Here is an 11,712-nt window from a genome sequence, read left to right on the forward strand (position 1 = left end):
ATTATTTTCTTGAGGCTTTTTTGTGTTCAATAAAGTTATAGGTTTTAAGTGCTACGTTCTACGTATAACATAAAACTTATTACGTAATACTTCAAAACACCCCTAAATCCCCTCAAGGGGATAGTTTGTTTAGATTTTTATTCTGTAAGTCTTAAATCTTACGTCTTATAACTTACAACCCGCGTTAGGGATAGTAGTGGAAATCCTTTTGTAGGAATTGGATTTTCTGTAATAACTTCTAATTTTTTCTACAAAAGATTGGAACGGATAGCCCGACCGAGCAATTTATATTACTTGTTATTGAATTATTAAGAAGAAATTGATGAATCGTATAAATGAAAGGAAAAGAGCGAAGGAACGCCCAAATAAATTTTTCAATAGAAATATACTTTTATTGATAGGTTCATACTTAAGTATATGTGGAATATGGATTTGATTTCATAAAAAAATATAAAATCTTGATTATGTTCAAAATTATTAGAAGTTTATCATTTCAAATTTAATAGCTTTACAGCTTAATATTATTCAATTGGATCAGAAAATATTAGATCACATTTTAAATAAGGATTGGGAACAAGCTTTTAAACTTCTTGTAAAAGATTATCATCAGAGAGTTTATTGGCAAATTCGTCGTATGGTTTTGATTCATGAAGATGCAGATGATATTGCTCAAAATGTTTTTATCAAAATCTATCAAAATTTGAATTCATTCAAAAATGAATCGAAATTATCGACATGGATTTTTAGGATTACTTATAACGAAACCATCAATTTTATTCATAAAAATGCTAAAGAACAAAATGTTTCGTTTGAAGATTATTCGATGAATATTGCAGATGATTTATCTACGGATGAGTATTTTACAGGTGATGAAATTGAGTTGAAACTACAAAAAGCGATTGCAAGTTTGCCAGAAAAGCAGCGCGTAGTATTTATGATGAAATATTATGATGAAATGAAATATGAACAAATTTCTGAAATTTCAGGAACATCTGTTGGTGCGCTAAAGGCGTCTTATCATCATGCAGTTACAAAAATTAAAGAATTTTTAGAGGATGAAGATTAAACCTTTTTAACTTTTTTTTGTCTTATGAATGATATGAAAGAAAATGGATTAAAAAATAATTTTAAGGTTCCAGAGAATTATTTTAAGAATTTAGAAGATGAAATTTATTTTAAAAGCTTAAAACAAAAGGAAAATTATACAACCCCTACTAATTATTTTGACGATTTAGAACAGTCAATTTTATCGAAAACTATTGATAAAAAAGAAACAAAAGTTGTACATTTCAATATTTGGTGGGCTGCTGCTTGTATATTGCTATTAGCATTGGTTGTAACTCCTTTTGTGATTAATTCTACAGAAAAATCTACAGAAGTTGTGGATACAAAAACAGAAAATCATGTTTACGAGAAGATCTATGATTCGTATATAGTGAGTGATCAAAACAAAAAATCGTCCAATGTAACATTAGACGATTCTGATTTTGCTTTATATGATTATTAAGAAATTCTAAATAATTTCTGCACTTAAACCTCGGTTCAATAATTCTGTGCATCGAGGTTTTAAATCTTCTAATTCACCCGTCAAGACTTCGCATTTACCTTTGTAGTGAATCAAAATAGAACATTGTTCCGCTTGCTCTGGCGTGTGTTCACAAACATCAATCAACGATTCGATTACCCAATCAAAAGTATTCACATCATCATTGTAAACAATAATTTGATATTTGTGTGATTCCTGTTCCAATACATCAACAGCCGAATCTTTTTCCGTTTCCCACATGGGTTGCGTTGCGTATTTTGTCATATCATTTTATTTTTTGAAATGTAGCGCAATCCACTCATTTCGTTGTTTTTTAGATACAAATTTCAAACCATTTTCTGTACAAAAAGCTAAGATATCATCAAAATCTTGCTCCATCAATCCACTTAAAAATAAATCACCATTTTCATTCAAAACATTGATGTAAGAAGGAATTTGACTGATTAAAATATTTTTGTTGATATTCGCTAAAATAATGTCAAACTGTTTGCTTCCCAAAAGTGAATTATCACCCATTTTCGCATCTAAACTAACACCATTTCGTTTTCCATTTTCGATAGAATTTTCCACAGCCCACTCGTCAATATCGATACATTCTGCATAATTTGCACCACGTTTCATTCCTAAAATTGCAAGAATTGACGTTCCACAGCCCATGTCCAAAATATCTTTTCCTGTAAATTCAGTTTCCAAGATATATTCTACCATCAAATGTGTTGTAGAGTGATGTCCAGTCCCAAAAGACATTTTTGGTTGAATGATAATTTCGTAAGGAATATTTTCAACTGTTTCGTGAAATTCTGCACGAATCAAACATTGGTCATTCACTAAAATTGGCGTGAAATTTTCTTCCCAAGTTGCATTCCAATTTTGTTGTTCAATTTCTTGACGCGTATAAGAAAAATCAATATTCTCGATAGAATCAATCACTTCTTTTACTTGGTCAATATTTTCGTCAGTTTTTGGCATGTAAGCATCAAAACCTTCTTCGTTTTCAACAAAACTTTCAAAGGGTAGTTCAGAAATCATTGCAATAATAATTTCATTAAAAGGCTCTACTTCCGCAACTTTAAATTTATATTCGATATAATTTGTCATAAAAAAATGTAGAAAACATCAAATTGTTTTCCAGCGCAAATTTACGATTTTTATAATTAATGATAAAGGAGATTATTTATCAAATGGAAAGTCCTTCAAACCAACCATCATTTCACGTTTTCCTGGAGGCCCAGGACGTTTTTGTACAATATAGCCCAAATCTTTCAAACCTCTTTTTATGGTTCCTTTCGCTGCATAAGTGGTAAAAATGGCAGATTTTTTAGTTAAAGAATCAACAATTTCTAACAATTCTTTTTCCCATAATTCTGGTTGAACACGAGAACCAAATGCATCAAAATAAACTAAATCAAAATTATTTTCGTTGATATTTTTCAGATTGAAAAAATCTTCTTCCACTTTCTTAACTTCAAAATATGGAGAAATTTTATTCCAATTTTCCCAATTTGAATGAAATAATTGTTGATAATAATCTAAAAACTCTTCTTTTCGATGTTCAAATTCCGGATAAAGTTTGAAAACATTTTCGAAATAATTCACCAATTCAAATTCTTCATCAGAAACTGGAAATTTTTCAATTCCAACATATTGCACTGGAGTTTTATGTTTTTCAGCTTCCATCAAAGTAATGAAAGAATTAAGTCCCGTACCTAATCCAATTTCTATAATTTTTATAGGATTTTTTGTTTCTGTAAAATGATGAAATCCATTTTTTATAAATACATGAAAAGCCTCTTGTACAGCGCCATGCTTAGAATGATAAGATTCATCCCAATCTTCAATATAGATAGTTTTAGATCCATCTTCCGTTTCTTGAATAATTCTTTTCATCGTCGAAAGTTATGATATTTATTATGAAAAAGTGCAAATAAAATGTACCTTTGATAAGCACAAACAAAATATATCATAAAATGATTATAGAAAAAATTGCTGAATCAAAATTTAACGATTCAGTTTTTAACTCTACTACTTTTGGGAAAGAGTTTACAGATCACATGTTGATCGCGCATTACAAAGATGGTAAATGGGATGAGCCAAAAATTGTTCCTTACGGACCAATTTCAATGACTCCAGCAGCGATGTCTTTCCATTATGGTCAAACAATTTTTGAAGGAATGAAAGCCTACAAAAATGATAACGAAGAAGTATTTATTTTCCGTCCAGAGAAAAACTTCGAGCGTTTTAATTTATCTGCGGCACGTCTTAATATGCCTCAAATTCCGAAAGAAATTTTTATTGATGGTTTAGAAGCGATTATTGATATCGATCGTCAATGGGTACCAAAAGATTACGGAACGTCATTATATATTCGTCCAGTAATGTTCGCAACAGAAGAAGCGGTTTCTGCAAGAGCATCTAACGAATATATTTTTGCAATTTTATTAGCTTATGCTCCTAATTATTACGACAAACCTTTATCAGTAAAAATTGCTGATTATTATAGTCGTTCAGCTCAGGGAGGTGTTGGTTTTGCAAAATGTGGAGGAAACTACGCAGGATCTTTCTTTCCAACTTCTGAAGCTCAAAAAGATGGTTATGATCAAGTAATTTGGACAGATTCTATCGAGCATAAATACATTGAAGAAGCAGGAACAATGAATGTGATGGTACGTATCGGAAATAAAATTTTAACAGCGCCAACGTCTGAGCGTATTTTGAACGGAGTAACACGTGATTCTGTTTTAACTTTAGCAAAAGATAGTGGATATGAAGTAGAAGTACGTCCTGTAGAAGTACAAGAATTGTATGATGCTTACAAATCAGGAGAATTAAAAGAAGTATTTGGATGTGGAACTGCTGTTGTAATTACACAATACGATGCAGTTGGATTTGGTGAAGAGCGTGCTCAATTACCAACTTTAGCTGAAGAAGATTCTTTTGCATTACAATTGAAAAAGAAATTAAAAGATATTCAATACGGATTAGCAGAAGATCCTTATGGATGGAGAATTAAAATCGAAAAACAAGCTTAATTTTGTTTAAGTAAATTTTTTGAAAATATAAGCTGACAATTTGATTGTCAGCTTTTTTTGGCACGATATTTAATAATATGTTATACAAAGTACTATATTTGCAAAATGAATGGACTACAGAAATTTTTAATCATCTGTTCAGGGAGTAGTCTTGAACTCTTGAAAAAAACACCAACAGATATCAACAAACATGTTGGTATTGGAGGTGTCATATTATTTACAGGAATTTTGGCGGCTTTGTCTGCTGGATATGCGCTGAATACTGTTTTTGATAATATATATGCAGCAACAGGTTTTGGTTTGTTGTGGGGATTAATGATTTTTAATCTTGACCGATATATTGTCACATCAATGAAAAAGTCAGGTGGATTTTTTCGTCAGTTTTTTATTGCTTTGCCACGTATTTTGGTTGCAATTTTATTAGGTATTGTGATTTCGAAACCGTTAGAATTAAAAATTTTCGAGAAAGAAATTAACAAGCAATTAAATATTATTGTCAATCGAAATAAAACGGAATTACAAAAAGGAATTGATGCGCGTTATGCTGAATTGGGAACGCCTTTTTCGAATGAACGAAAAGAAATTTATGCAGAAATTGATAAATTAAGAAACGAGTATAATTCTGCTTCTATCGAATTGGAAAAAGAAGTTGTGGGTACACAAACTGAAACAACAACTGGACGCGAAGGTTATGGACCAAATGCAAAACGAAAAGCAGAATTGAAAAAACAAAAAGCTGCCGAAATCGAAACTTATATTCAACAATCTGCGCCTCGTTTAGCTGAAATTAATAAAGAATTAGATCGATTGAATGTTGCAAAAGAAAAAGAAATTGATGCGGCTAAACCAACCGAAGAGAATTACAATGGTTTTGCTGCACGTATGCAGGCTTTAGACGAATTGTCAGTTAATAATCCAATTTTAGGGACTGCAGCTATTTTTATAGCTCTTGTGTTTATCTCGTTAGAAACTGCGCCAGTTTTAGTGAAATTAATTGCACCAAAAGGACCTTATGATTTTCTCTTAGAAAAACATGAACATTCGTTCAAGATTTTTAGTAAAGAATCAATTCAGATTATGGATATCAAATCTGAAAAACGTGTGAAACATGAGTTAGAAAAAACATAAATAATTAAAAAAGTAACTTCCGTTTGAAGTTACTTTTTTAATTTTGCATAAGATATGGAAATTTATAAAATAGAAATTTACGGAGAAGACGAAAACCAAATTCAACGAATGGAAGAGGTGATTGCTCCTATAAAAGATATACAGGATTATTTTTGGAAAATTCTTTGGGTTGATGGCGAAAGTGAAACTGACGAATATTCGGTTTTCGAATTGCAAGAAGTGATTGACCAACAAGACGGAATTTTTGTGGAATATGATCAGTTAGAAAGTTTATGTTACAAAATGGAACATGTAACGGAAGCGTTGATTATTGGAGATAGAAAAGAAAATAATTTGCATGTAAATATTGAGGATGAAAATTTATACGACAACGAAGTTGTGTTTGAATTTGTGAAAGATTCACATTGGCAAATTTTGACTTCGGATATCAATATTGTTGATACGTTCAAAGTTTTCTTTCCAAATAGTAAAATCATTGATTAAAAATAAAAGCCACTTTTTAGTGGCTTTCTTATTTATTTTTGATTCAATTTTTGGAAAATTTGTAAGGTTTCTTTTGCTTCTCTTACATCGTGCACACGCAAAATTTTTGCACCTTTTTGTAACGCAACCATATTCAGGACAGAAGTTCCGTTTAAAGCTTCTTGCGGAGTTGTTTCGAATAAATTATAAATCATCGATTTTCTCGAAATTCCGATCAGCAAAGGAAAACCTTCAAAACCTAAAGCTTCCATTTTATTGAATAATTCATAATTATGATCCAATGTTTTTGCAAAACCAAAACCAGGATCTAAAATAATATCATTCACTTTTGCAGCTTTTAATTGCGCAATTTTTTTGGAAAAATATTCGTTTACTTCCAGCGTAATATCTGCATATTCAGGATTATTTTGCATTGTTTTTGGCGTTCCTTTCATATGCATTAAAATGTATGGAACTCGAAGTTCTTTGATTGCATCAAACATATTTTCGTCTAACTCCCAACCCGAAACATCATTTATAATAGAAGCACCAACTTTTACAGCTTCACGTGCAACATTTCCTCGAAAAGTATCAATCGAAATAATCAATTCTGGATATTCTTCAATAATTTTTTCGATAATTGGTGCAGTTCTATCAATTTCTTCCTGCTCCGAAATATTTTCTGCTCCAGGTTTTGTCGAATAACCACCAACATCAATCATATCGGCACCTTCGGACAAGTGTTTTTCAACTTTTTCTAAAATCAAATTCATCGATTGATTACTGCCACCATCGTAAAAAGAGTTTGGCGTTGTATTCAAAATTCCCATAATTTTAGGCTCGTTCAAATCAATCAAACGACCATTACAATTAATTGTCATATCTTAGAAGTTCTTTAAGCAATTTCAATTATTTTTGAAATCGAAACGAAATTATGAAAAATACCTCAATTCAATTTAAAGAAATCATCTCTGTTTGTCGAGATTTATATACAAAAAAATTACAAGATTACGGTCCAGCTTGGCGTGTACTGCGTTTGCCGTCTTTAACAGATCAAATTTTTATCAAGGTAAACCGTATTCGTACGTTGCAAGAAGCAGCGGAGCGTTTGGTTGATGAAGACGAAGAAGGAGAATTTGTGGCAATCGTTAATTATTCGATTATGGCATTGATTCAGTTGGAACTTGGTTTTGCAGATCAGCCAGATTTGACAGACGAACAAGCTATCGAATTTTATGATAAATATGCAACAATTGCGCACGATTTGATGATGAAAAAAAATCATGATTACGGTGAAGCTTGGAGAGATATGCGTGTTAGCTCCATCACAGATTTGATTTATCAGAAAGTTTTGCGCACAAAAAGTATCGAAGATAATAAAGGAAAAACGATTGTTTCAGAAGGTTTGGATGCAAATTATTTGGATATGATTAATTATTCGATTTTCGCAATGATTTTAATTAACGAAAAGAAAACTTCATGAGGTATTTGGTACAATTTGCTCGAATTATAGTTGGAGTTATTTTTATAATTTCTGGATTTGTAAAAAATGTAGATCCAATTGGATTAAGTTTCAAATTAGAAGAATATTTTTCGCCAACAGTTCTTAATATTCCATTTTTAGAAGGTTTGAGTTTGCCTTTGGCAACATTTTTCTCCATTTTTGAAATAGTTTTAGGTGTTTTATTATTACTTGGCGTTTGGAAAAGATTTACGACAATTGCATTATTGTTGACGATTATTTTCTTCACATTCTTGACATTTTATTCAGCTTACTTCAATAAAGTAACCGATTGTGGATGTTTTGGTGATGCGCTAAAACTAGAACCTTGGACATCATTTTACAAAGATGTTGTGCTTTTGGTGTTGATCATTATTTTAGTGATAGGTCAAAAATATATTAAACCATTATTCGTTGAAAAAGCGAATTATGCAATCAATTTTATCACGATTTTAGGTTCTGTAATTATTGCCTATATCGGAATTAATCATTTACCAATCATAGATTTTAGACCTTACGCAGTTGGAAAAAATTTGATTGAAGGAATGAAATCTCCGCAAGAATTAGGTTTGAAACCAACAACATATAAAACGATTTACACCATGAAAAATAGTGTAGATGGAAAAGTGGTTGAAATTGATGATGCCCAATATATTGCGGATGATAAATGGTATAAACACGGAACGCCTTGGGTGATTGAAGCAGATAAAACACGTACAATTGTGGAGAAAAAAGGGTACGAACCACCGATTCACGATTTTAATTTTGATTGTAATGGAGTTGATAAAACTTCTGAAATTTTGAATGCGCCAAAAGTGATTGTTTTTGTCATTCCTTTTGTTGAAAAAGTAAACGAGAAACAAATTGCGAAATTAAATACTTTAGGAAAAGAAGCGTCTAAATATAAAGGTTACAAAGTTATTACAGTTTCGAATAATCCAATTAAAGGTTTAGAATTGGAGAATTGTTTTATGGATCAAACAACGATGAAAACAATTATTCGCTCTAATCCAGGAGTGATGATTTTAGAAAAAGGAACGGTAAAAGCGAAATATCATGACAACGATTTTCCTTCAATTAATCAATTAGAAGAATTATTTTAAAAAGTGATTAATTATATTTTAAATAAAATTTTCTACGGATTTCTAACGCTTTTTGGTGTAGTGACTGTAGTTTTTCTATTGTTTTCGGTACTTCCTGGAGATCCTGCACGTATGATGCTCGATCAAAAAGAAGATCCTGAACAATTGGCTCAAATTCGTAAAAACTTAGGTTTAGATCAACCTTTGTGGAAACAATATGCTTTTTATATAAATGATTTGTCGCCGATTTCATTTCATAATATTGACGAAAACAATACAACATATACTTCATTAAGTTCTGATAAATACAATTACACAAAATTGATGGATTTCGGAACGAATGAAATGGTTTTGAAAACACCTTATTTGCGCCAATCTTTTCAGAAACAAGGAAAAAGTGTAAGCACAATTATTGGTGAAACGCTACCAAATACGATGGTTTTAGCAATTGCGGCCATTATTATTGCGACGATAATTGGCGTTGCGTTGGGAATTGTTTCCGCTTTGATGAAAGATACTTGGATTGACAGAGTTTTGTTGGTCGTAACAAGCTTTGGTATGAGTATTCCGTCTTTCTTTTCGGCGATTATCATTGCCTATATTTTTGCGTTTTTGATGCATGATATTACAGGACTGAATATGATTGGAAGTCTCTATGAAGTGGATGATTTGGGAGAAGGAAAACATTTGATGTTGAAAAATCTTATTCTTCCAGCGATTACATTAGGATCTCGTCCGTTAGCCGTTTTTACGCAATTAACACGAAATTCGTTGTTAGAAGTTTTGAACCAAGATTATATTCGAACAGCTTTTGCAAAAGGACTTTCAAGAAAAACGGTGATTACAAAACATGCATTACGAAATGCGCTGAATCCTGTTGTTACAGCAATTTCTGGTTGGTTCGCTTCGATGTTGGCAGGTTCTGTTTTTGTGGAATTTGTTTTTGGTTGGAATGGTTTAGGAAAAGAAATCGTAAATGCATTAAATACATTAGATTTACCAATTGTGATGGGAGCTGTTTTAGTGATTGCTGTGATGTTTATTGTGATTAATATTTTGGTCGATATTCTTTACGGAATTTTAGATCCGCGCGTTCGCATAAAATAAATCAGTAATAATTTCACGATAAATAATTATCTTGCAGTAAATATTAAAACCAAAATCAAATAAAATACACTTTTTTATGCGTGATAGAATAGTAGCAGGAAACTGGAAAATGAACTTAAATTATGAAGAAGCGATTCATTTAGCAACAAACCTTAATGCTTGGGTGGCAGATAATCATCCAATTGCACAAGTTATAATTGCGCCTTCTTCTATTTATTTACAAACATTGTTAGAAGCTGTAGATGAGCAATATGTTAAGATTTCTTCGCAAGATATTTCTGCTCACGAAAAAGGAGCGTATACAGGAGATATTTCTGCAGAACAATTGGATAGTATCGGATTAGATTTCGCTATAATTGGACATTCTGAGCGTAGAGAATACCAAGGAGAAACGGATATTGTGATTGCTGAAAAATTGAAACAAGCTTTTAAATATCAAATTAATCCAATTCTTTGTGTTGGAGAAAAATTAGAAGAACGTGAAGCTGATAAACACTTTGAGGTTGTAAAAACTCAATTAATGGATGCTTTAGTTGCACAAAAACCAGAAGATCTTTCTCGTTTGATTATTGCTTACGAACCAGTTTGGGCAATTGGAACAGGAAAAACAGCTACACCAGAGCAAGCGCAAGAAATTCATGCATTTATTCGTAAAGTTTTGAAGGATGAATTTGGCGTAGAAGTCGCGAATGATACAAGTATTTTGTACGGAGGAAGTGTAAATGCACAGAATGCGAACGAAATTTTTGCTCAACCAGATATCGACGGTGGTCTTGTTGGTGGTGCTTCATTAAAATATGATGATTTTGTGCAGATAATTGCTGCATGTAAATAATATAAAAGCTCAACTTAGTTGAGCTTTTTTTATGTTTTATATTTTCTAAATTTTGAAAAATGATAAATTTAACTCCTCTGAATCCCTTATAAAATCAGTCAATTAAGAAAACTATAACATTTATTAGGATTAATTAAGAGTTTTCGGAACAGTGTCTGCAAAGCTTATTCATGTACTAACTATTTAAAAAGTATCATTTTTTAAACAAAACACATTTATTATGAAAAAATTGACGCAAGTATTAGGAATCGTAGCAATAGGGTTAGTTTCTTTCTCTTTTACTACAAAAAATGAAATTCCGGTAGCAACGCAATCATCATACAAAGTTGTAGAAGATGCTCCAAAAGTTGTTATTTTAGATATTGTAGATAATATCGCTGTAGAATCAGGAACAAATATCGCATCAGAATTTAAAACAAAGTTAGAATCTTTGAATAAAGAAAATGTTCAGGTTCTTTTATGGAAAGATTTAACGAAAGGATTAAAAGATGAAGAGAAAAGATCAATCATCGATAGTTTAAAACCTGAGTTAATCATGACATTAAATTTTGAAAAAACTGATGATAATACAAATAAAGTTGCCGCAGTTGTTTTTAAACAAAATGTTGCATTTAACGAAACAGTTAAAGTAGCAAAAGAGTTAACAGAAAACTTAAATTCAACAGCTGTTAAAAATGACGGAGTTTATCAAAACGAATCAAATTATATTCAAGATAATGCTGCACCATCAATTTTCTTAAGCGTAAAAGTGAAGAATGAACCAACTTCTAACGCAGAAATTGTTGATAAACTTTCTAATTTCATCGAAACAGCGAAAGTTGAAGATAGCACAACTCCAGTTGAAATAACATCAGAAGTAGTAGTAGATTCAGCGGCAGCTACGGTAGACTCAGCTACAACAACAATAGAAGCGGCGGTACAAGATGTAAAAGCAGCTACGAAAGATGCAAAAACAAAAGTAAAAAAATCTAAAAAATAGAATCCGTTTTTTCGAATATTTCATTTTTATTAATGAAGAAAAA

Annotated in this window: 14 protein-coding genes; 10 read left to right on the forward strand and 4 right to left on the reverse strand. The window is 31.4% G+C overall.

The annotated features are described in order from the left end of the window. Positions 1-529 precede the first annotated feature (529 nt). Together N5E64_RS14745 and N5E64_RS14750 are read left to right on the forward strand one after the other, a co-directional pair. Positions 530-1,066, forward strand: a complete 537-nt coding sequence (locus N5E64_RS14745; RefSeq protein ID WP_280038158.1) for an RNA polymerase sigma factor — start codon at positions 530-532, stop codon at positions 1,064-1,066. 24 nt (positions 1,067-1,090) lie between these two features. Then, entirely contained in the window at positions 1,091-1,507 is a 417-nt protein-coding gene (locus tag N5E64_RS14750; protein ID WP_125350307.1) for a hypothetical protein, read from the forward strand. Positions 1,508-1,513: 6 nt separating this feature from the next. Here the strand turns inward: N5E64_RS14750 and N5E64_RS14755 are convergent, their stop codons facing one another. From N5E64_RS14755 to mnmD, 3 genes are all read right to left on the reverse strand, one after another. Continuing rightward, positions 1,514-1,810 carry an ATP-dependent Clp protease adaptor ClpS gene (locus N5E64_RS14755; RefSeq protein WP_180905936.1) on the reverse strand — a complete coding sequence of 99 codons (297 nt, stop codon included), beginning with the start codon at positions 1,808-1,810 and terminating at the stop codon, positions 1,514-1,516. Positions 1,811-1,816: 6 nt separating this feature from the next. Further along, positions 1,817-2,644 carry a 50S ribosomal protein L11 methyltransferase gene (prmA, locus tag N5E64_RS14760; protein ID WP_038336885.1) on the reverse strand — a complete coding sequence of 276 codons (828 nt, stop codon included), beginning with the start codon at positions 2,642-2,644 and terminating at the stop codon, positions 1,817-1,819. A 72-nt stretch (positions 2,645-2,716) separates the two neighbouring features. Continuing rightward, positions 2,717-3,433, reverse strand: coding sequence for a tRNA (5-methylaminomethyl-2-thiouridine)(34)-methyltransferase MnmD (mnmD, locus tag N5E64_RS14765; RefSeq protein WP_114999065.1), 717 nt, complete (start codon positions 3,431-3,433; stop codon positions 2,717-2,719). Between the two features lie 80 nt (positions 3,434-3,513). Between mnmD and N5E64_RS14770 the strand changes: the two genes are divergently transcribed. The 3 genes from N5E64_RS14770 to N5E64_RS14780 all read left to right on the forward strand — a co-directional run bounded on the left by N5E64_RS14770 (position 3,514) and on the right by N5E64_RS14780 (position 6,186). Further along, entirely contained in the window at positions 3,514-4,575 is a 1,062-nt protein-coding gene (locus N5E64_RS14770) for a branched-chain amino acid aminotransferase (RefSeq protein ID WP_280038161.1), read from the forward strand. Between the two features lie 105 nt (positions 4,576-4,680). Further along, positions 4,681-5,703, forward strand: a complete 1,023-nt coding sequence (locus tag N5E64_RS14775; RefSeq protein WP_280038163.1) for a DUF4407 domain-containing protein — start codon at positions 4,681-4,683, stop codon at positions 5,701-5,703. Between the two features lie 54 nt (positions 5,704-5,757). Continuing rightward, entirely contained in the window at positions 5,758-6,186 is a 429-nt protein-coding gene (locus N5E64_RS14780; protein ID WP_219034934.1) for a hypothetical protein, read from the forward strand. 32 nt (positions 6,187-6,218) lie between these two features. Here the strand turns inward: N5E64_RS14780 and folP are convergent, their stop codons facing one another. Beyond that, entirely contained in the window at positions 6,219-7,046 is an 828-nt protein-coding gene (gene folP / locus N5E64_RS14785; protein WP_038336877.1) for a dihydropteroate synthase, read from the reverse strand. A gap of 53 nt (positions 7,047-7,099) precedes the next feature. Here folP and N5E64_RS14790 point away from each other — a divergent pair, with 53 nt between their 5' ends. The 5 genes from N5E64_RS14790 to N5E64_RS14810 all read left to right on the forward strand — a co-directional run bounded on the left by N5E64_RS14790 (position 7,100) and on the right by N5E64_RS14810 (position 11,669). Then, positions 7,100-7,648, forward strand: coding sequence for a DUF1599 domain-containing protein (locus tag N5E64_RS14790; protein ID WP_280038165.1), 549 nt, complete (start codon positions 7,100-7,102; stop codon positions 7,646-7,648). After that, the gene (locus tag N5E64_RS14795; protein WP_280038167.1) at positions 7,645-8,769 is read left to right on the forward strand and encodes a BT_3928 family protein; all 1,125 of its coding nucleotides are present in this window, start codon (positions 7,645-7,647) and stop codon (positions 8,767-8,769) included. The genes N5E64_RS14790 and N5E64_RS14795 overlap by 4 nt, the downstream gene beginning before the upstream one ends. A 3-nt stretch (positions 8,770-8,772) precedes the next feature. Then, on the forward strand, positions 8,773-9,855 hold the full coding sequence (locus N5E64_RS14800) for an ABC transporter permease (RefSeq protein WP_280038168.1): 1,083 nt from the start codon (positions 8,773-8,775) through the stop codon (positions 9,853-9,855). Between the two features lie 76 nt (positions 9,856-9,931). Then, the gene (gene tpiA, locus N5E64_RS14805; protein ID WP_114999079.1) at positions 9,932-10,690 is read left to right on the forward strand and encodes a triose-phosphate isomerase; all 759 of its coding nucleotides are present in this window, start codon (positions 9,932-9,934) and stop codon (positions 10,688-10,690) included. A 220-nt stretch (positions 10,691-10,910) separates the two neighbouring features. After that, the gene (locus N5E64_RS14810) at positions 10,911-11,669 is read left to right on the forward strand and encodes a hypothetical protein (protein WP_280038169.1); all 759 of its coding nucleotides are present in this window, start codon (positions 10,911-10,913) and stop codon (positions 11,667-11,669) included. The last annotated feature ends 43 nt before the right edge of the window (positions 11,670-11,712 follow it).

The organism is Empedobacter sp. GD03739, from assembly GCF_029843245.1.
Lineage (GTDB): Bacteria > Bacteroidota > Bacteroidia > Flavobacteriales > Weeksellaceae > Empedobacter > Empedobacter falsenii_B.